The 20,265-nt window shown below is 69.0% G+C and carries 13 protein-coding genes; 6 read left to right on the top strand and 7 right to left on the bottom strand.

The genetic code is table 11. The features are described 5' to 3' along the window. Positions 1 to 46: 46 nt before the first annotated feature. The 4 genes from PI990_RS29970 to ompR all read right to left on the bottom strand — a co-directional run bounded on the left by PI990_RS29970 (position 47) and on the right by ompR (position 9,577). Positions 47 to 3,499, bottom strand: a complete 3,453-nt coding sequence (locus PI990_RS29970; protein ID WP_271659339.1) for an ATP-binding protein — start codon at positions 3,497 to 3,499, stop codon at positions 47 to 49. Next, positions 3,496 to 7,254, bottom strand: a complete 3,759-nt coding sequence (locus tag PI990_RS29975) for a bifunctional diguanylate cyclase/phosphodiesterase (protein ID WP_271659340.1) — start codon at positions 7,252 to 7,254, stop codon at positions 3,496 to 3,498. Before PI990_RS29975 ends, PI990_RS29970 begins: the two co-directional genes overlap by 4 nt. A gap of 161 nt (positions 7,255 to 7,415) precedes the next feature. After that, positions 7,416 to 8,729, bottom strand: a complete 1,314-nt coding sequence (locus tag PI990_RS29980) for an ATP-binding protein (RefSeq protein ID WP_271659341.1) — start codon at positions 8,727 to 8,729, stop codon at positions 7,416 to 7,418. A gap of 77 nt (positions 8,730 to 8,806) precedes the next feature. Continuing rightward, entirely contained in the window at positions 8,807 to 9,577 is a 771-nt protein-coding gene (gene ompR, locus PI990_RS29985; protein WP_371877119.1) for an osmolarity response regulator transcription factor OmpR, read from the bottom strand. Positions 9,578 to 9,730: 153 nt separating this feature from the next. On the opposite strand from ompR, the gene PI990_RS29990 reads away from it, so the two are divergent. From PI990_RS29990 to rmf, 4 genes are all read left to right on the top strand, one after another. Beyond that, entirely contained in the window at positions 9,731 to 12,052 is a 2,322-nt protein-coding gene (locus PI990_RS29990) for a Tex family protein (RefSeq protein WP_271659342.1), read from the top strand. A gap of 6 nt (positions 12,053 to 12,058) precedes the next feature. After that, complete coding sequence (locus PI990_RS29995) at positions 12,059 to 12,442, top strand: PaaI family thioesterase (RefSeq protein WP_021218602.1); 384 nt, start codon at positions 12,059 to 12,061, stop codon at positions 12,440 to 12,442. A gap of 122 nt (positions 12,443 to 12,564) precedes the next feature. Continuing rightward, positions 12,565 to 14,151: a glutamate--cysteine ligase gene (gene gshA / locus PI990_RS30000; protein WP_271659343.1), complete on the top strand. Its 1,587-nt coding sequence runs from the start codon at positions 12,565 to 12,567 to the stop codon at positions 14,149 to 14,151. 286 nt (positions 14,152 to 14,437) lie between these two features. Further along, the gene (rmf, locus tag PI990_RS30005; RefSeq protein WP_021218600.1) at positions 14,438 to 14,650 is read left to right on the top strand and encodes a ribosome modulation factor; all 213 of its coding nucleotides are present in this window, start codon (positions 14,438 to 14,440) and stop codon (positions 14,648 to 14,650) included. 1 nt (position 14,651) lies between these two features. Here the strand turns inward: rmf and PI990_RS30010 are convergent, their stop codons facing one another. Then, a complete protein-coding gene (locus PI990_RS30010) occupies positions 14,652 to 15,050 on the bottom strand; it encodes a carboxymuconolactone decarboxylase family protein (protein ID WP_271659344.1) in 399 nt (132 codons plus the stop codon). 85 nt (positions 15,051 to 15,135) lie between these two features. Here PI990_RS30010 and PI990_RS30015 point away from each other — a divergent pair, with 85 nt between their 5' ends. After that, on the top strand, positions 15,136 to 15,942 hold the full coding sequence (locus PI990_RS30015; protein WP_184489784.1) for a cyclase family protein: 807 nt from the start codon (positions 15,136 to 15,138) through the stop codon (positions 15,940 to 15,942). A 226-nt stretch (positions 15,943 to 16,168) separates the two neighbouring features. On the opposite strand, the gene argA is transcribed toward PI990_RS30015, so the two are convergent. After that, positions 16,169 to 17,467, bottom strand: coding sequence for an amino-acid N-acetyltransferase (argA, locus tag PI990_RS30020; protein ID WP_021218597.1), 1,299 nt, complete (start codon positions 17,465 to 17,467; stop codon positions 16,169 to 16,171). Positions 17,468 to 17,578: 111 nt separating this feature from the next. Then, positions 17,579 to 18,736: an acetylornithine deacetylase gene (gene argE / locus PI990_RS30025; protein ID WP_271659345.1), complete on the bottom strand. Its 1,158-nt coding sequence runs from the start codon at positions 18,734 to 18,736 to the stop codon at positions 17,579 to 17,581. A 136-nt stretch (positions 18,737 to 18,872) separates the two neighbouring features. On the opposite strand from argE, the gene PI990_RS30030 reads away from it, so the two are divergent. Beyond that, positions 18,873 to 20,240, top strand: coding sequence for a CYTH domain-containing protein (locus PI990_RS30030; protein WP_173178571.1), 1,368 nt, complete (start codon positions 18,873 to 18,875; stop codon positions 20,238 to 20,240). The last annotated feature ends 25 nt before the right edge of the window (positions 20,241 to 20,265 follow it).

Below are 20,265 nucleotides of genomic sequence, written 5' to 3' on the forward strand. Positions count from 1 at the left end.
AGTTATGGATGCAGATTGCAGGGCGAAAGCGGACGTTCCACCCGTTTCAGGGAGGCGCAGTTTTATCGCTGTGCATCTCCTCGCGCAACAAGCGGCGATGTTCGTCCAGCACGCCAAGTAGCGCGCGCAGCTCTATCTCGCCCCTTTGCGCCGCCTGGGTGCGATTGGCCAGGCCGTGCAGGCCGAAGTTGGCCGCGCTGCCCTGCAAACGGTGAAGCAAGGCCGAGCGGCGCGGGCCCGCCGGCTGGTCGAGCAGCTCGATCACGCCGCTGCGCACCTCGTCGAGGGAGCCGATGAAGGACGGCAGCAGGCGGTCGAACAGGTCGGTGCCCAGCCATTGGCGCAATTGCTCGAAGCGCGGGGCGGCGAGGCTGCGTTCGTCGCCTTCAGCCAGCTCCGCGGAGGACGGCGCGAACATGTCTTCGCCGCTGAGCAGGCGCTGCAATTCGTGGCGCTGCAGGGGCTTGGCCAGCACCCCGTCGAGGCCCGCCTGCAGGCAGGCCTGGCGGTCGAGGTCGGTGGCGTTGGCGGTGAGCGCGACCATCAGCGGGCCGACGTCGCCCTGCCCTTCGCGGATCAGCCGGCTGGCCTGCAGGCCGTCCATGTCCGGCAGGCGCATGTCCATCAGCACCAGGTCGTACTCGTGTTCGCGGCACGCGGCGATGGCGTCACGGCCGTCGCCGGCGCTGTCCACCAGGCAGCCCCAGGAGAGCAGCAGTTCGCTGGTCACCTCGCGGCTCACCGGCACGTCTTCCACCAGCAGCACGTAGAGGCCGTCCAGGGGCACGTCGAGGCTGCGGCTGGCGGGGCCCTGGCCACGCAGGGTCGGCCAGGGCAGCGCCAGGCGAAAGCAGGAGCCCACGCCGGGCGTGCTTTGCAGACCGATCTCGCCCGCCATCAGCTGCATCAGGCGCTGGACGATGTACAGGCCGAGGCCGACGCCGGGCAGCGCGCTGTGCTGCTCCAGGCGGGTGAAGGCGTTGAACACCTGGGCCTGCAAGGCTTCGGGAATGCCCAGGCCGGTATCGGTGATGGTGATCACCACGCCCTCGCCCAGGGCGCTGTGCTGCAGGCGCACGTCGATGCCGCCGCGCTCGGTGAACTTGATGGCGTTGCCCAGCAGGTTGTAGAGCACCTGGCGCACGCCCACCGGGCTGCCTTCCACCCAGCAGCGCTCGCCCAACTCCAGTTGCAGGGTCAGCTCCAGGCCCTTGGCAGAGGCCTGCAGGCGCATCACCTCGACGCATTCGGCGGCCAGGGTGCCGAAGTCGAAGAGCACCCGGCGCGGCAGCTCCACCGATTCGCTGCGGGCCAGGGCGAGCAGGCCGTCGAGCACGTCGGTGAGCCCGCGCGAGGCGTCCTGCACGGTGTCCAGGCGACGGCGCATGGGCGCGGGCAGGTCGTCGCGATCCAGCAGCAGGGCGATGTGGCCCTGGATGGCCACCAGCGGGGTGCGCAGTTCGTGGCTGAGGGTGGCGAGCAGTTCTTCGGTCTGCCGGGCATCGCGCAGTGCCTGGTCGCGGGCCTGTTCCAGGGCTTGCTGGGCACAGACTTCGCGGTCGATGTCCTCGACCACGCCGAGCCAGTAGAGCGGCCGCCCCTTGCGGTCGAGGATGCAGCGCGCCCGCAGCGACACCCACAGCCATTCACCGCCGGCCCGCAACAGGCGCAGGCTGCAGTGCAGCTCGCCATCGCCACGGCGGGCCCGGCGCAGCTCGGCGAACAGCCGGCCGCGCTCCTGCGGGTGGGCCAGGGCCGGCAGCGCCGCCGTCCCCAGCGAGTGGGGCTCGTAGCCGAGCAGGGTCCAGCAGCGCGCGGTGCCTTCCAGGCGCCGGGTGGCCAGGTCGAGCTTCCAGTGGCCGATATCGCCGCCCTGCACGCCCTGCTCGGCGAGGCGCTGGCGGGTGACATCTTCGAAGGTGGCGACCCAGCCGCCGTCGGCCAGGGCGCGGCGGCGCACCGCGACGATCAGGCGGTTGCCCAGGGCCAGGTCGTCCTGGGCGCGCAGGGGCTGGTCCAGGGGCGGCAGCAGTGCCAGGCACTCCTCGGCACTCAGGGCCAGCTCGGCACGCCCAAGGCAGCGCAGCAGCTGGGCGCGGTCGATGGCTTCGCCGGAGACACCGAACAGGCGGCGGAAGCGCTGGTTGATCGCCAGCAGGTTGCCCTGGCCGTCCACCGAGAGCAGCGCCGCGTCCATGTGTTCCAGGGTGCGGTCGAGCAGGTCGCGGTTCTTGCGCAGCACCTCGGTGCGCTGCTCCACGCGCAACTCCAGGGACACGTTGAGGCGTTGCAGGCGGTCGGACAGCTCGACGTTGTGGCGCAGCGCCGCGAGCATGCGCTGGCCCAGCACCACGCCGTGGGACAGCAGCAGCGCCAGCACGCCGAGGGGGAATACGCTGATGGTGACCACGCCCTCGGTGTAGAGCAGCACGTCGTTGCACACCGCCGCGGTGACCAGGAGCATGCCCAGGAGGATCGCCCAGGCGCCGTCGCGACCATGGCGCACCGCGCGCACCACCACGCTGAGAAAGAACAGGCAGGAGCCGACCACCAGCAGCGCCACCGGCTCGCGGGTGGCGGTGAACAGCGCTGGCGGCGCCAGCAGCACCAGCAGGCCGATGAGTGCGGCGACCGCCAGCAGCAGGCGGGTGACCCGGCGGCTGGATTCCTGGGGGAACAGGCGGCGCAGCAGCAGGGCGTAGATCGCCGGGTAGAGCCCCTGGCAGATGTACTTGATGTGGTAGATAAGGCTGGTGGGCAGCTCCAGGTTATCCATCAGCCCGCTGTTGGCGGCGGCGCTCAGGGCCGCCAGCACCAGCATCATGCTGAAGGGGCCGCCGAGCAGTTGGCGGTCGTTCCAACTGCCCAGCAGCATCAGGTACAGCGCCATGAGGATGCAGCCGCCCAGGGTGAACAGCTGCACGCCCCGGGCCACGGCGGCGCGGTGTTCGAGGTAGTGGCGCGCGCCCGCCAGGATCGGCATGTCGATGCCGCCCTCGCGGTGGAAGTGGTTGGACAGCTCGATGCGCACCAGCACGCTGTCGGCGCCGGGCGGCAGGGGCACCAGCAGCGGGGCGATGCGCGGATGTTCCTGGGCGGCGTCACCGACCGTGCCGACACCGGCCACCAGCTCGCCGTCTATCCACACCCGCCCGGCCGATTTCAGCGCGTCGATGTACAGCGCCAGGGGCTCGTCGGTGGTGGGCAGGCGCAGCTCGGTGCTCAGCTCGATCTCGCCAAAGCCCACCTCGCCCCACCAGCGCGGAGTGCCGTCGTGCCAGGTGAAGGGCAGCTCGACCCGGGACGGCGGGCGCACCCCGCCGCGCCAGGTGAGCAGCCAGTCGCCAGCCATGATCTCCATCGGCTGCGCCTCCGGGGACCATTCGCGCAGGTCGATGCCCGCCGGGTAGGCGGCGCTGGCCGGGGCCGGCCCGCCCACCCAGAGCAACAGGGTGCACAGCAGCCAGCCCGCAAGGCGGTACAGGGAGACGGGACTCAAGGGGCGCGCTGCCGCAGCCAGTCGAGGAAGGCCGCCTCATCCAGCGGCGGGCTGAAGTGGTAGCCCTGGCCGAGGGCGCAGCCCAGGGCGCGCAGGCTGTGGTACTGGCCCCGGGCTTCGATGCCTTCGGCCACGCATTCCAGGCCGAGGTTGTGGCCGATGGCGAGGATGGTGTCCACCAGCGCGGCGTCGCTGCCCGCCAGCTCCAGGCCTTCGACGAAGCTGCGGTCGATCTTCAGGCGGTCCAGGGGTAGGCGCTTGAGGTAGGTGAGCGAGGAATAGCCGGTGCCGAAGTCGTCGATGGCGAAGCGCACGCCCAGGCGCTTGAGCGCCTGCATGGCGGCGATGCACTGCTCGACGTCTTCCAGCAGGCTGCCTTCGGTGATTTCCAGCTCCAGGCGCTGGGCCGGCACGCCGTGGCGCTGCAGGCAGTCGCTGACCCGGGCGACGAAATCACCCTGGCGCAGGTCGCGAGGGCTGACGTTGATCGCCATCACCAGCTCGGGCCACTGCGGCAGCCACTGGGCCAGGCTGGCGCAGGCGCGGTCGAGCACCCAGTCGCTGAGTTCGAGGATCAGCCCGGTCTCTTCGGCCAGGGCGATGAACTGGCTCGGCGGCACCACGCCCCGGGTGGGGTTGCGCCAGCGCAGCAGGGCCTCGGCGCCCACCACGCGCTCGTCGGCGAGGGACAGCTGCGGCTGGAATTCGAGGAACAGCTGGCCCCGGGCGACGGCCTGGCGCAGCTCGCTTTGCAGCTGCAGGCGCTGGTCGATGGCGGCCTGCATGGCCGGGGCGAAGAAGTGCAGCGCGTTGCGGCCGCCCTGCTTGGCCCGGTACATGGCGGTGTCGGCCTGCTTGAGGACGTCGGCCGCACCCTGGCGCTCGAAGGGGTGCAGGGCGATGCCGATGCTGGCGCTGACCGACAGCTCGTGCTCGCCGATGCGGTAGCTGCCGTGCAGGCTGTGGAGCAGCTTGGTGCCCACTTCGGCGGCGTATTCGGCGGTCTGTTCGGGGCTGTCGGCCAGAGCTTCGAGCAGCACCACGAATTCGTCGCCGCCCAGGCGCGCCAGGGTGTCTTCGGCCCGCAGGCAGCTGGCCAGGCGCGCGGTGACTTCACGCAGCAGGGCATCGCCCACCGGATGGCCAAGGCTGTCGTTGACGGTCTTGAAGTGGTCCAGGTCGATGAACAGCAGCGAGCCGTAGCGGCCTTCGCGCACTTCTCGGGCCATGGCGTGCTGCAGGCGGTCGAGGAGCAGGCGGCGGTTGGGCAACCCGGTGAGTTCGTCGCTGTAGGCCAGGCGTTCGATCTCGCGCTGGTAGCGCTGGCGCTCGGAAATGTCGGTGATGCTCAGGCGGATCAACGGCGCGCCGCCACCCGGCAAGCGCACCAGGCGCACTTCGCAGGGGCGCACGCGGCCGGCGACATCGCGCATCAGCCACTCGAACACCGGCGCCTCGCCGGCCAGCGCGGCCTGGGCGTAGGCGTGCCCGACATCCCGCGAGGGGCGGCCATCGGCCTGCAGCAGCGGGCTGAAGCTGGTGGGCATGCGCCCCATCAGCTCCTCGCGGGGCAGGCCGTAGAGGCGTGCGGCGTTTTCGTTGGCTTCGGTGATGCCGCGCTCGACGTCGAACACCAGGATCGCCTCGGGGGCGTGCTCCACCAGGATGCGGTAGCGCGCCTCGGCCTCGCGGCGGGCGCTGACGTCTTCCACCAGGGCCAGCAGCGCATGGAGACGGCCGTCGGCGTCCCGCACGGCGCGGACGTTGATGCGGGTGTAGATGACGCTCTCGTCGGGCCGCAGGAAGCGCTTGTCCAGCTCGTAGCCGTCGCGCTGGCCGCTGCGCACCTGGTGCAGCAGGGCCAGCTCGGCGCCACGGTCGTCGGGGTGGGTGATGCTCAGCCAGTCGGCGCCCTGGAGCATTTCGCGGGAGCGGCCGAGGATGCTGCACAGCTTGAAGTTGACCTCTTCCCAGCAGTGCTCGGGCGAGCACAGGGCCATGCCGATCAGCGGCGCCTCGAAGAACAGGTGCAGGCGCTCGTCGCGCTCACGCTGGCGGCGCTCGGCGCGCTTCAGCTCGGTGAGGTCCTGGACCGCGCCGTAGATGCGGATCACCTGCTCGCCGTCGTGCTCGGCCAGGCCCTTGAGGCGCACCCAGCGGTAGATGCTCTTGGCGGTGACGATGCGCAGTTCGATGTCGAAGGGGTCGGCGGTGCGCAGCACATGGTCGAGGGTGGCCTGGGCGCGGGCGCGGCTGTCCTCGTCGAAGTAGTTCATCGCCTGTTCCAGGTTGGGCGCGCCGCCCACGGGGTCCAGGTCGTAGATGCGGAAGGTGCCTTCGCTCCAGAACATCTGCTCGCCGGGCAGCTCCAGCACCCAGCCGCCGATGTCGGCGATGGCTTCGGTCTGGCTCAGCAGGTGGGTCTGGCGCAGCAGTTCCTCGCGGCGCACGCCCAACTCCTCGGCGAGCATCTCGCGGCGGCTGACGTCGTGCTGCAGGGCGACGAAGTGGCTGATGCCATGGTCGTCGTGCATCGGCGCCAGGGTCACTTCGTTCCAGAACAGGCTGCCGTCCTTGCGGTAGTTGCGCAGCACCACCTGACAGGGCTCGCCGCGCCGGATGGCGGCCAGCAGGCGCGGCAGGTCGGGCTGGTTGCGGTCATGGCCGACCAGGAAGCGGCAGTTGCGCCCGAGCACTTCCTTGCGGCTGTAGCCGGTGATGCGCTGGAAGGCCGGGTTGCAGTAGGTCAGGGGAAAATCAGGCTGGCGCGCGTCGACGATGATCACCCCCAGCGGGCTGGCTTCCAGGGCCAGGCTATTCAGCGCCAGGGCTTGCTGCATCTCGTTGCGGCGGCGCAGCTCCAGGCGCAGGTCGCTGAGGGAGCGGCCCACCAGCAGGGTGGAGACCATCAGCAGCAGCACGCTGAGGTGCAGTTCGATGCGCTGCGGCTCCAGCCACTGCGGCGCCTCGCCCAGCTCGCGGAGGATCGGCAGGGCGAGCACGGTGGCGGTGGTCAGGCCGGCGCCGCACAGGGCGCCGGGGAAGCCCCAGACCAGCGCCAGGCTGAGCATCACCAGGCCGATCAGCGGCAGGGTCAGCAGCAGCGGCATCACCGCGATGGCCAGCGGCAGGGCGATACACAACACCAGCAGCACCGGCCAGGGCGGCAGCCTGAGCATCGATTCGGGCAGCCGCGAGTAAGTGCCCAGGGCGCAGCGCCGACGGCGCAACCAGGGCGTCAGGTAGGTGAGCAGCGGCAGGGCGATGACCAGGGTGGTGAGACTGTCGCCCAGCCACATCAGCAGGCTGGCGGTGCCCCAGGCTTCGGGCTTGATCACCCCGGTGAGCAGAAGACTGCCCTGCACCCCGGTGGACACCAGGGTCACCGGCACCAGCACGCCGAGCAGCATGAAGCGCAGCAGGCTGGAGAAATCCGCCAGGGCGACATCGAAGCGCGACGACCGCAGGAGCAGCCAGCCGACGGCGATGCTGAGGGTTTCGGGCAGGGCGTAGAAGGGCGCGAGGCGCCAGTCCAGCCCCCACAGCGGCGCGCTCAGCGCGGCATTGAGAAAGACCGCGAGCAATACCCGGGGGCCCCACCACAGGCAACCCACCAGGCCCAGGGAAAATGGCAGGTACCAGAGCGCCACGCCGCCGGAAACCTGAGTGCCCAGGGAGAGCCAGGTGGCGATGTGCAGCAACGGGAGTGACGACCACCAGGTCCAGTTGGGCAAGCGGGCTTGAGCGGCGGGCATTGTGACCTCATGTCTACGCGCGCTAGAGGATAGTCCAGGGCGCCTAGAGTACGTGGGTCAAGGCAAAGTGACACTATACAAACGCAAGCGCCGACCGCCGCCTGACGGAAGGCGCGGCCGGCGGCGCGGAGGCCCCGGCACAGGCGGCCGGGGCGCGGTGATCAGGCGGCGTCGCGGGGCAGCAGCAGGCCGATGGGCAGGCACACGCGGGCTTCAAGGCCGCCGCCGGAGCGGTTGCGCAACTCGACGCTACCGCCGTGCAGCGCGGCGATGCGCTTGACGATGGCCAGGCCCAGGCCGGTGCCCTTGCCGCCACGGGCGCGGTCGCCGCGGATGAAGGGGTTGAAGATGTCGCCCAGCTCCGCCGGGTCGATGCCCTGGCCGCGGTCGAGGACACTGAGGACGATATAGGGCGCGGTGTGATCACCCGCCACGAACGCCGCCACTTCGACGCCGTTGCCGCCATATCGCAGCGCGTTCTCGATCAGGTTCACCAGCAGGCGCTTGATCGACACGCGCCGCAGCGGGAACGGCGGCAGCGGTTCCAGGCACAGGCGCACGCGCTCCTCGTGCTGGTTGTAGGGCGCCACCACCTCGCGCACCAGCTCGCCCAGGTCGAGCTCTTCCTGGCGCTCGTCGCGGCCGTCGCGAATGAAGGCGAGGAACTGGTCGAGGATGGCGTCCATGTCCTCGATGTCGCGGACCATGTCTTCGGTCAGCTCGCTGTCGCTGCTCATCAGCTCCAGGGACAGGCGCAGGCGCGTCAGCGGCGTGCGCAGGTCGTGGGAAACCCCGGCCAGCATCAGTTCGCGCTCGCGGGCGGCCTGTTCGACGTCCTCGGCCATCTGGTTGAAGGCGCGGTAGACCTCGGTCATCTCGCTGGGGGTGTCGCTCACCGGCAGGCGCACGCTGCGGCCCTGGCCGAGCTGGCGGGCGGCGAACACCAGGCGCTTGAGCGGGGCGTTGAGCTGGCGCACGAAGATCCAGGCGGCGGCGGTGGACAGCAGGCCGATGCCGAGGAACCAGCCGAGCACGCTCCAGATGCGCTGCCCCCGCAAGGGGTGTGGATACAGCGGGATGCGCACCCAGTCCGGGCCCAGCGCCGGGGCCTGGACCCAGAGCGCCGGCGGGCTCTTGGCGCGCAGGCGCACCTCGGTTTCGGGGCCGAGCTCGGTCTGCATCTGCCGCTCGAAGATTTCGCTGTAGGGCCAGTGCTGCTCGCTGGGCGGCACGGCGTCGCGGGTCACCCGCTTGAGGCCGGCGGCCTTGGCCAGGTCGTCCCGCTCGGACTCGCTGGCCGCCCAGTAGGCGCGCAGGGTCAGGGCCGCGCCGTGGCTGTACTGGCGGTCCACGAGGACGTCCTCGTTCATCATCAGGTAGACCAGGGTCAGGGCCTTGGAAAACAGCACGACGATGAGCACCAGCCAGAGGGTGCGGGAGAAGAAACTCTGCGGGAACCAGTACGGCGCTTTCATCGGGTTTTCCGGGCAGGAGGCTCAGACGCCTAGACACAGCAGTGCCGCGCCCGGGGATACGGGCGCGGCGGGGTGGGTCACTTGTTGCCGTCGGGCACGAACACGTAGCCGACGCCCCAGACGGTCTGGATATAGCGGGGCTTGGACGGGTCGGGCTCGATCAGCCGGCGCAGGCGGGAGATCTGCACGTCAATGGAGCGCTCCAGGGCGTCCCATTCGCGGCCACGGGCCAGGTTCATCAGCTTGTCGCGGGTCAGCGGCTCGCGGGCGTGCTGGACCAGGGCCTTGAGCACGGCGAACTCGCCGGTGGTGAGCATGTGCACGTCCTCGCCCCTCTTCAGCTCGCGGGTGGCCAGGGACAGCTCGTACTCGCCGAAGCTCACGCTCTCGTCGGCAGCGGCGGGAGCGCCGGGCACCTGGGGTGCCTGGCGGCGCAGCACGGCCTTGATCCGCGCCAGCAGCTCGCGCGGGTTGAACGGCTTGGCCAGGTAGTCGTCGGCACCCAGTTCCAGGCCCTGGATACGGCTGGACTCGTCGCCCTTGGCGGTGAGCATGATGATCGGCACCTGGTTGTTCGATGCGCGCAGGCGGCGGCAGGCGGACAGGCCGTCCTCGCCGGGCAGCATCAGGTCCAGGACCACGAGGTTGAACAGCTCGCGGGCCAGCAGGCGGTCCATCTGTTCGACGTTTTCCACCGCGCGCACGCGGTAGCCCTGCTCCTCGAAAAAGCGCTCGAGCAAACGACGCAGACGCGCGTCGTCGTCGACGATCAGGATCTTTTCGCCCTCGGCATTGGGGATGCTGCTCATGTTCTCTCCTGGTTTCTCAAGCGCGGCATTATTACTCAGCGCCGGTGTCGCGCGGCTCGACCATTGTTAGCAGATTTTTCCCCGAACGGTGCCCTGGCCAACGCAACGGGGTGTTTATAATGCGCCGCTTGTTTCCCGGCCGAGGCCAGGCCCGGCCGGTCTTTCGTTGGTCATCAGGTGTGTCTTTTTCATATGGAAAGCATCAACAACCGAATCGCTGAAGAGCTGGGCGTGCGCCCGCAACAAGTCGCCGCTGCCGTTGCCCTGCTCGATGAAGGCTCCACCGTTCCCTTCATCGCCCGCTACCGCAAGGAAGTCACCGGCAGCCTGGACGACACCCAGCTGCGCAACCTGGAAGAGCGCCTGCGCTACCTGCGCGAGCTGGAGGACCGCCGTGGCGCGATCCTCTCCAGCATCGAGGAACAGGGCAAGCTGACCCCGGAACTGGCCCGCGAAATCAAGCTGGCCGACACCAAGACCCGCCTCGAAGACCTTTACCTGCCGTACAAGCAGAAGCGCCGCACCAAGGGCCAGATCGCCCTGGAAGCCGGCCTCGGCGAGCTGGCCGACGCGCTCTTCGCCGACCCGACCCTGGCGCCGGAAACCGAAGCCGCACGCTTCATCGATGCCGAAAAGGGCTTCGCCGACACCAAGGCGGTGCTCGAAGGCGCCAAGTACATCCTCATGGAGCGCTTCGCCGAAGACGCCACCCTGCTGGCCAGCCTGCGCAGCTTCCTCAAGGACAACGCCACCCTCACTGCCCGCCTGGTGGCCGGCAAGGAACAGGAAGGCGCCAAGTTCAGCGACTACTTCGAGCACGACGAGGCCCTCAAGGGCGCGCCGTCGCACCGCGCCCTGGCGATCTTCCGTGGCCGCAACGAGGGCGTGCTCAGCGTCGCCCTGAAGGTCGGCGACGAGCTGCCGGGCACCATGCACCCCTGCGAAGTGATGATCGGCGAGCGCTTCGGCGTGAAGGACCAGGCCCGCGCCGCCGACAAATGGCTGGGCGAGGTGGTGCGCTGGACCTGGAAGGTCAAGCTCTACACCCACCTGGAAACCGACCTGCTGGGCGAACTGCGCGAAGGCGCGGAGACCGAGGCGATCAACGTCTTCGCCCGCAACCTGCACGACCTGCTGCTGGCCGCCCCGGCCGGCCCGCGCGCCACCCTGGGCCTGGACCCGGGCCTGCGCACCGGCTGCAAGGTCGCGGTGGTCGACGCCACCGGCAAGCTGCTGGAAACCGCCACCGTCTACCCCCACGTGCCGCACAACAAGTGGGATGACACCCTGGCCACCCTGGCCAAGCTCTGCGCCAAGCACGGCGTGGACCTGATCGCCATCGGCAACGGCACCGCCAGCCGCGAGACCGACAAGCTGGCCGGCGAGCTGATCAGCAAGATGCCGGGCCTGAAGATGACCAAGATCATGGTCAGCGAAGCTGGCGCCTCGGTGTACTCGGCCTCGGAACTGGCCGCCAAGGAATTCCCCGACCTGGACGTGTCCCTGCGGGGCGCCGTGTCCATCGCCCGCCGCCTGCAGGACCCCCTGGCCGAGCTGGTGAAGATCGAGCCCAAGTCCATCGGCGTCGGCCAGTACCAGCACGACGTGTCCCAGCTGCAGCTGGCGCGCAGCCTGGACGCGGTGGTGGAAGACTGCGTGAACGCCGTGGGCGTGGACGTGAACACCGCCTCCGCCGCCCTGCTGGCGCGCATCTCCGGCCTCAACGCGACCCTGGCGCAGAACATCGTCGCCCACCGCGACGCCAACGGCGCCTTCAAGACCCGCGAGGAGCTGAAGAACGTCAGCCGCCTGGGCGAGAAGACCTACGTGCTGGCCGCCGGCTTCCTCCGCGTGATGAACGGCGACAACCCGCTGGACGCCTCCGCGGTGCACCCGGAAACCTACCCGCTGGTGCAGCGTATCGCCGCCGACACCGGCCGCGACATCCGCTCGCTGATCGGCGATTCGGGCTTCCTCAAGCGCCTCGACCCGGCCACGTTCACCGACGAGACCTTCGGCCTGCCCACCGTCACCGACATCCTCAAGGAACTGGACAAGCCCGGCCGCGACCCGCGTCCCGAGTTCAAGACCGCCGAGTTCCAGGAAGGCGTCGAGAGCCTCAAGGACCTCAAGCCCGGCATGGTGCTGGAAGGCGTGGTGACCAACGTCACCAACTTCGGCGCCTTCGTCGACATCGGCGTCCATCAGGACGGCCTGGTGCACATCTCCGCGCTGTCGGAGAAGTTCGTCAAGGACCCGTACGAAGTGGTCAAGGCCGGCGACATCGTCAAGGTCAAGGTCATGGAAGTGGACATCCCGCGTAACCGCGTCGGCCTGTCCATGCGCATGAGCGACACCCCCGGCGAGAAGGTCGATGGCCCGCGCGGCGGCGGTCGTCCCCAGGGCGGCCAGCGTGCGGATCGCGGCGCACCGCGCCAGCAGCAACAGGCGGCGCCGACGAACAACGCCATGGCCTCGCTGTTCGCCAACGCCAAGCAGATCAAGAAGAAGTGAGCTGAGATGGAAATCTCCGACCTGCACACCGCCAGCGCCTACAGCAAGCTGCTGGGCATCGAACCGGTCAGCCTGGGCGACGGCGTCGCCGAGGCGCGCCTGACGATGGGCGAGCACCTGCGCAATCGCGGCCAGGTGATGCACGGCGGAGCCATCTTCTCGCTGCTCGATATCGCCATGGGCCTGGCCTGCACCAGCGTCCATGGTTTCGAGCGGCGCAGCGCCACCATCGAATGCAAGATCAACTACATCCGTCCCGTGGCCGAGGGTGACATCCTCTGCCGCGCGCGGGTGGTGCACGCCGGCTCGCGGACCCTGGTGGTCGAAGCCGATGTGCTGCAGGGCGACAAGCTGGTCGCTAAAGGGCAAGGCACCTTCGCCCAGCTGTAAGCGCCAGGACGGCGAGGCTCTATTCTGGACAAAGCGACAACGCAGTCATGTCCGCCCCTTGTAGACCGACCAGTCCACCCTCATATTGGGGCGACTGTCCCTGGGACCCACAGGATTCCAAATTGAGCGACCTTCTCTCCCGCCGCCTGGCATTGCTGGGCGAGCGTGCCCACCTGTCCCTGCTGACCCAGTGCCTGCACGGTATCGAACGCGAATGCCTGCGCGTCGAAGACAACGGCCAGTTGGCCCTGACGCCGCACCCGGTGGCCGTCGGTTCGGCCCTGACCAACCCGCAGATCACCACCGACTATTCCGAGTCGCTGCTGGAGTTCATCACCCCCACCGAGCACGACCCGGCCGACACCCTGGCGGACCTGGAGAAGATCCATCGCTTCACCTACCAGAAGCTCGACGGCGAGCTGCTGTGGAGCGCCTCGATGCCCGGCCGCCTGCCCAGCGAGGAGATCATCCCGATCGCCCGCTACGGCACCTCGCCCATCGGCCGCCTGAAGTACGTCTACCGCCGCGGCCTGGCCGTGCGCTACGGCAAGACCATGCAGTGCATCGCCGGCATCCACTACAACTTCTCCCTGCCCGAAGCCCTGTGGCCCCTGCTCAAGGAAGCCGAAGGCGACGAGCATAGCGACCGCGACTTCCAGTCGGCGCGCTACATCGCGATGATCCGCAACTTCCGCCGCTACAGCTGGTTGCTGATGTACCTGTTCGGCGCGGCGCCGGCGCTGGACCAGAACTTCCTCCGTGGCCGCCCCCACGACCTCGACCGCCTCGACGCCGACACCCTGTTCCTGCCCTGGGCCACCAGCCTGCGCATGAGCGACCTGGGCTACCAGAACAACGCCCAGTCCGGCCTCACGCCCTGCTACAACAACCTCGACAGCTACCTGTCGAGCCTGCGCCAGGCGGTGTCCACGCCCTACCCGCCCTATGCCGAGATCGGCACCAAGCGCGACGGCGAATGGGTGCAGCTGAACACCAACGTGATCCAGATCGAGAACGAGTACTACTCGTCGATCCGCCCGAAGCGCGTCACCTACACCGGCGAGCGCCCGATCCAGGCACTGATGGCCCGTGGCGTGCAGTACGTCGAAGTGCGCTGCCTGGACATCAACCCCTTCCTGCCCCTGGGCATCGACCTGGAAGAGTCGCGCTTCCTCGACGCCTTCCTGCTGTTCTGCGCCCTGCAGGACAGCCCGCCCCTGGCCGGCGGCGAATGCCGCGACTGCACCGACAACTTCCAGCGCGTGGTCAAGGAAGGTCGCCGCCCCGGCCTGCACCTGCAGCGCAACGGCCAGGAAATCGGCCTCCAGGAATGGACTGGCGAGCTGCTCGACCAGATCGCCCGCACCGCCGACCTGCTGGACCGCGCCCAGGGTGGCCAGGCCCACGCCGAAGCCCTCGCGGCCCAACGCCCCAAGGTCGCCGACGCCAACCTCACGCCCTCGGCCCGGGTCCTGGCCGAACTGCGCGAGCGCGGCGAGAGCTTCAGCGAGTTCGCCCTGCGCTACAGCCAGCAGCACGCCGAGTACTTCCGCGCCGAGACCCTGGCCCCGGACGACCAGGAACGCCTGGAAACCATGGCGCGCGAATCCCTGGAGGAACAGGCACGCCTGGAAGCCGAGCCCGATGTCGACTTCGACACCTTCGTCGCCGCCTACCAGGCCAGCATCCTCGGCTTGCTGAGCAACTGACACGGTCCCTGCCGTTCCCGGGCTGAAGCCCGGGCTACGGTAGGTTGGCGCCGAGCGCAGCGAGGCCCAACGGTGCTAGCCGCCACCCCGCTCGTTGCGGCTTCGTACCTCAGCCCAACCTACGGATTGCAGCGGCGCCGGAACCACCCGCGAACCCACGCGCCCTCAAAAGGCGCGGCCTGTCACAAAACCGACAAGCTGGGGCTCCAACTGGGACAGGCGGCCACCCGCGCCGGAAAACCGGCAGCTAGCATGAGCACATATCCAGAGCCTGCGAGCTTTGCCCATGGCGCCCCCAGACGCCCATCCCGAAGACAGCCAGCAATGGAGCCTGGAAAGCCTCAACAAGGCTTACCAACAAGGCTACATGGCGGGCCTCACCGGCCAGACCATCAACCAGCAGCCCTACCCCGCCGAAGTGCTCGCCGCGGCCTGGGAAGCCGGTTGGGACGACGGCCACGACCAGTACGAGCTGCAGCGTCCCTCGCGGATCGCCTGAATCAGTCCTCGCGAAAAGCCGCGTCCAGCGGAACCCGATAACCCGTCGCCAGCCGGTTGGTCTCATTGGCCATGCCGATCACCGCCTGCAGTTCGCCGAACATTTCCTCGGTCATCCCCGCCTTGCGCGCCGCCGCCGTGTGCGAGCCGATGCAGTAGGCGCAATTGTTGGTGACGCTGACGGCCACGTAGAGCAGCTCCTTGGTCAGCGAGTCCAGCGCGCCGGGGGCCATCACCTGCTTCAGGCTCTCCCAGGTGCGACGCAGGTTGTCCGGGTGCTGGGCCAGGGCCTTCCAGAAGTTGTTCACCTGGTCGACCTTGCGCGTGGCCATGATGTCGTCATAGACGGCGCGTACTTCCGGACTGGCATGTTCATATTCGATCAAGTGCTTAGACGACATCGCGTTTCCCCTTCTAAGTTATGAGACAGCCAGTATAGGCAGCCCGCCCGTACCGGCCCGATCCCAACCAAGGAGAAGGTCACGCATGTCGATACGCACCCTGGGCCGCCTGGCCCTCACCGCCTCGCTGTCCCTGCCGCTGCTGGCCCAGGCCGCGCAACCCGGCCTCTGGGACACCTACGCCACGCTCAAAACCAAGACCTGGGTCGACCTGACCCACGCCTACGACGAGCAGGTGCCGCACTGGAAGGGCTTCGAGAACGCCCAGCGCAAGACGCTCTACACCGTAGACAAGGACGGCTTCCAGGTGGACCTCTACACCCACGTCGGCCAGTGGGGCACCCATGTCGACCCGCCGGTGCACTTCCACAAGGGCCTGCGCGGCATCGACCAGATCGACGTGAAGGAACAGCTGCTGCCGCTGGTGGTGCTGGACATCCACCAGCAGGCGGCGAAGAACCCCGACTACGTGCTGACCCTGGCCGACGTGAAGGCCTGGGAGGCCGAGCACGGGCCGGTGCCGGAAGGCGCCTTCGTGGCCCTGCGCAGCGATTGGTCCAAGCGCTGGCCGAGCCAGGAAAAGATCCAGAACGCCGACGCCCAGGGCGTGGCCCACTACCCGGGCTGGAGCAAGGAGGCGCTGGTGTACCTCTACGAGACGCGCAAGATCACCGCCTCCGGCCACGAGACCACGGACACCGACCCCGGCATCGCCACCAGCAAGGACGACTACTCGCTGGAGTCCTACATCCTCGGCAAGGACCACTACCAGATCGAGCTGCTGGCTAACCTGGACCAGGTGCCGGAAGCCGGCGCGCTGGTGGTGGTGAGCTTCCCGAAGATCGCCCGGGGCACCGGCTTCCCGGCGCGGGTGTTCGCGATATTGCCCTGATGGGGTGAGGGGAACTCCCCCTGTGGGAGCGGCTTCAGCCGCGATGGGCCCGGCTCGGTGCCGGGCCCTTTCGCGAGTCCACTGGAAGAGGGGCCTAGGAGCGGGCAGCCGTCGCTCACTCCAGACGTAGGGTGTGCTGCGCGCACCTGGAGCTCGCCGGAAGCACCGTGCGAAGGTGCGCACGGCACACCCTACGGCACGCGCCCTCAGTTCTGTAGGAGCGGCCTCAGAGCGCCTTTTCGAAGATCTTCGAATTGCGCTGGTAGTTGTAGAGCGAGGCGCGCGCCGCCGGCAGGCTTTCCACGCCGCTGGGCTGGAAGCCGCGCTCGCGGAACCAGTGGGCGGTGCGGGTGGTGAGCACGAAGAGGGTCTTCAGGCCCAGGGCGCGAGCGCGGTCCTCGATGCGTTCCAGCAGCTCGTCACCACGGCCGCCGTGGCGGTATTCCGGGTTCACCGCCAGGCACGCCAGCTCGCCGGCCTCGGAGTCGGCGATGGGATAGAGCGCCGCGCAGGCGATGATGTGGCCGTCGCGCTCGACGATGCTGAACTGGCCGATCTCGCGCTCCAGCACCTCGCGGGAACGGCGCACCAGGATGCCCTGGTCCTCCAGCGGGGTGATCAGGTCGATCAGCCCGCCGACGTCCTCGATGGTGGCTTCGCGCAGGGATTCGAACTGCTCCTGGTCCACCAGGGTGCCGCCACCGTCGCGGGTGAACAGCTCGGTGAGCAGGGAGCCGTCCTCGGCGTAGCTGACCATGTGGCTGCGCTTGACCCCGCTGCGGCAGGCCTGGGCGGCGGCGTCCAGCAGCTCGGCCTGGTAGCTGTTGCCCAGGCGCACGAGGTGGCTGGGCACCTGCTGCGGGCGCAGTTCGCGCACCAGCTTGCCGGCTTCGTCGATCAGCCCGCGTTCGCTGCCGAACAGCACCAGCTTGTCCGCGCCCAGGTCGATGGCGGCGCGGGTGGCGACGTCTTCGCAGGCGAGGTTGAAGATTTCCCCCGTGGGCGAGTAGCCCAGGGGCGAGAGCAGCACGATGGAGCGCTCGTCCAGCTGGCGGCCGACGCCCTTGCGGTCGATGCGGCGCACTTCACCGGTGTGGTGGTAGTCGACGCCATCGACCACGCCAATGGGCCGCGCGGTGACGAAGTTGCCGCCGGTCACACGCAGGCGCGAGCCCTGCATGGGCGAGGCGGCGATGTCCATGGACAGGCGCGCCTCGATGGCGATGCGCAGCTGGCCCACGGCGTCGATCACGCACTCCAGGGTGGGGCCGTCGGTGATGCGCAGGTCGCGGTGGAAGTGCGGGGTGAGCCCGCGCGCGGCCAGGCGCGCCTCGATTTGCGGGCGCGAGCCGTGCACCAGCACCAGGCGCACCCCCAGGCTGTGCAGCAGCACCAGGTCGTGGACGATGTTGCCGAAATTCGGATGGGCGACACCCTCGCCGGGCAGCATCACCACGAAGGTGCAGTCCCGGTGGGCGTTGATATAGGGCGATGCGTGGCGCAGCCAGTTGACGTAGTCGTGCATGGATTCCGTGAGCCTGTGGACGTTGGCGAAATGAGCGGTGCTACTCCGGAGACGGAGTCGGGGGCGTCGCGTTTATCGTCGTCGCAGGAACATCAACGGATTCCCTCCACATCAGGCCTTGTCGGCGGGGTTCAGGCAGTAGTGCTGGATGAGCTGGCGCAACAGCGCCACGGTAGGTTCGATGCGTGACAGTTCGAGGTGTTCATCGGGCTGGTGGGCGCAGGCGATGTCGCCGGGGCCGAGCACCAGGGTCTCGCAACCAAGCTGCTGAAGATACGGGGCTTCGGTGCCGAAGGCCACCGCTTCTGCGGCATGCCCGGTAAGACGTTCGGCCAGGCGCACCAGATCACTTCCGGCGGGCTCCTCGAAGGGCGGCACGGCGGGGAACAGCGGTTGGTAGTCGATGGCCACGCCATGGCGCTCGGCGAGCGGCGCCAGGCGCTGGCGGATGGCCGCGCGGAGCATCTCCGGCTCCATGCCCGGCAGCGGGCGCAGGTCGAACTCCAGGCTGCACTGGCCGCAGATGCGGTTGGGGTTGTCGCCACCGTGGATGCAGCCGAGGTTGAGGGTGAGCTGGGGCACGTTGAACAGCGGGTTGTTGAACGTGCGCTGCCACTCGCCACGCAGGACCACCAGCGCGGCGATGCTCTCGTGCATCGCCTCCAGGGCGCTGCGGCCCAGGCTCGGGTCGGAGGAGTGGCCGCTCTGCCCGAGGATGTCGATGCGCTCCATCATCACGCCCTTGTGCAGGCGGATCGGCTTCAGCCCGGTGGGCTCGCCGATCACCGCGGCGCGGCCCAGCGGCTGCCCGGCGGCGGCCAGGGCACGGGCGCCGGACATCGAGCTTTCCTCGTCGCAGGTGGCCAGCACGATCAGCGGGCGGCGGAACGGCTGGTCGCGCAAGGCGCGCACGGCCTCGATCACCAGGGGGAAGAAGCCCTTCATGTCGCAGCTGCCCAGGCCGTACCAGCGGTCATCGGCCTCGGCGAGCCGCAGTGGGTCGCTCTTCCACAGCGCGGCGTCGAAGGGCACGGTGTCGCTGTGGCCCGCCAGCACCAGGCCGCCGGGGCCGCTGCCCAGGGTGGCCAGCAGGTTGGCCTTGCCGGGCGCCACCTGCTGCACCTCGCAACGGAAGCCGAGCTCGCCCAGCCAGGTCGCCAGCAGGTCGATCACCGCCTGGTTGGACTGGTCCCAGCCGGGCTGGGTGCAACTCACCGAAGGCGCGGCGATCAGCGCGGCGAACTGGCTCTTCAGGTCTGGAACGGGCATCGGCTTTCTCCACGGACGAAGGCTCATCATAGGGACAACGCCCCGGCGGCGAAACCGCCCGGCAGGGCGCCTCGGCCTCCTGTAGACTTCACGGCCTCGGCAGCCATCCCGTGCTGCGATTGATAAAACTCCGGCCATGCAAAAAGAAACCGAAATCAAGCTCCGCGCCAGCCGCGAGACCCTCGAAGCCCTCCGTGACCACCCGCTGCTGAAGAAGCGCAACAAGAGCGGCTGGGAGAAACGCGAGCTCTTCAACCAGTACTACGACACCCCCGAGCGGGATCTGTCCCGGGCCAAGGTCGCCCTGCGCCTGCGTCGCGACGGCGACCAGTTCATCCAGACCCTCAAGAGCCGTGGCCAGAGCGTGGCCGGGCTGTCCGAGCGCAACGAATGGGACTGGTACCTGCCCAAGGCCAAGCTCGACCCGAAGAAGCTCGGTGACGACTGCTGGCCGGCCAGCCTCGCCGACCTGGACAAGAAGACCCTGGCGCCGATCTTCACCACCGACTTCGTCCGCGAGCGCGCCGAGATCGCCTGGGGCCGCGGCAAGGCCAAGGTCGTGGTCGAAGCCGCGCTGGACCTGGGCAAGGTCATCGCCGGCAAGGCCGAGGAAGAAATCTGCGAGCTGGAGCTGGAACTGCGCCAGGGCGAACCCGAGGCGCTGCTGGAGCTGGCCCGCGAACTGGCCGCCGACCTGCCCCTGATGCCCTGCGACATCAGCAAGGCCGAGCGTGGCTACCGCCTGTTCGACGCCAACAGCTACAGCGTCGCCCTGCCGGCCCCGGCGCTGGACGCCGAGATGCCCCTGGACGACGCCATCGCCGCCATCGCCTGGCACCTGCTCGGCAGCAGCCAGCGCCTGGCCGAGCAATACCGATTCAACGGCCACTGGAAGCTGCTCGGCGAATGGCTGCAACAGCTGATCGACCTGCGCGCCCTGCTCGGCAGCCTCGGCCAGGCCGCGCCGCGTGCCAGCAGCCACGGCCTGCGCGAAGCCCTGGACGCCCTGATCGGTGACTGGCGCCCGCGCCTGGCCGCCGGCCAGGACGACGAAGCCGCGCGCCAGGCGGCGCCGCAGCAATTCGCCGATGAACTGGCCGGCACCCGCTGGGGCCTGTTCTCCCTCGACGCCTCCAGCTGGCTGCTGGCCCGCTCCTGGGCCGTCGGCCGCAACGACCGTGGCAACCGCCAGGGCAAGGCCGCGCTGGGCAAGTGGCTGCCGCGCCTGCTGGGCGACGAAGCCCGCGACCTGCAGCTGGACCGCTACAAGCGCCAGCCCGAGGACCTCGCCGAGCAGCTGCCGCGCATCGAGCGCCTGCTGGTCTGGCTGCGCCTGGCCCGCAGCGTGCTGCTGGAGATCCCCGAGACCGACCGCTGCTACGGCGAACTGAACAAGCTGGCCGAACTGGCCGGCCGGCCGATCGACGAGGAGGCCCTCGAAGCCCGCGTCAGCCAGGCCCACCAGGTGCTGACGCTCAAGAGCTGGAAGCAGCTCCTCAAGTGATGCGACCCGGCACCGCGCGCCCGCG

Source organism: Pseudomonas sp. TUM22785, from assembly GCF_028198105.1.
GTDB lineage: Bacteria > Pseudomonadota > Gammaproteobacteria > Pseudomonadales > Pseudomonadaceae > Metapseudomonas > Metapseudomonas solani.

Excerpts from the sequence above, each read along its gene's own strand:
- PI990_RS29975 (WP_271659340.1), bottom strand. The coding sequence starts at position 7,254 with ATGCCCGCCGCTCAAGCCCGCTTGCCCAACTGGACCTGGTGGTCGTCA.
- PI990_RS29980 (WP_271659341.1), bottom strand. The coding sequence starts at position 8,729 with ATGAAAGCGCCGTACTGGTTCCCGCAGAGTTTCTTCTCCCGCACCCTC.
- PI990_RS29990 (WP_271659342.1), top strand. The coding sequence starts at position 9,731 with ATGGAAAGCATCAACAACCGAATCGCTGAAGAGCTGGGCGTGCGCCCG.
- PI990_RS29995 (WP_021218602.1), top strand. The coding sequence starts at position 12,059 with ATGGAAATCTCCGACCTGCACACCGCCAGCGCCTACAGCAAGCTGCTG.
- rmf (WP_021218600.1), top strand. The coding sequence starts at position 14,438 with ATGGCGCCCCCAGACGCCCATCCCGAAGACAGCCAGCAATGGAGCCTG.
- PI990_RS30010 (WP_271659344.1), bottom strand. The coding sequence starts at position 15,050 with ATGTCGTCTAAGCACTTGATCGAATATGAACATGCCAGTCCGGAAGTA.
- PI990_RS30015 (WP_184489784.1), top strand. The coding sequence starts at position 15,136 with ATGTCGATACGCACCCTGGGCCGCCTGGCCCTCACCGCCTCGCTGTCC.
- argA (WP_021218597.1), bottom strand. The coding sequence starts at position 17,467 with ATGCACGACTACGTCAACTGGCTGCGCCACGCATCGCCCTATATCAAC.
- argE (WP_271659345.1), bottom strand. The coding sequence starts at position 18,736 with ATGCCCGTTCCAGACCTGAAGAGCCAGTTCGCCGCGCTGATCGCCGCG.
- PI990_RS30030 (WP_173178571.1), top strand. The coding sequence starts at position 18,873 with ATGCAAAAAGAAACCGAAATCAAGCTCCGCGCCAGCCGCGAGACCCTC.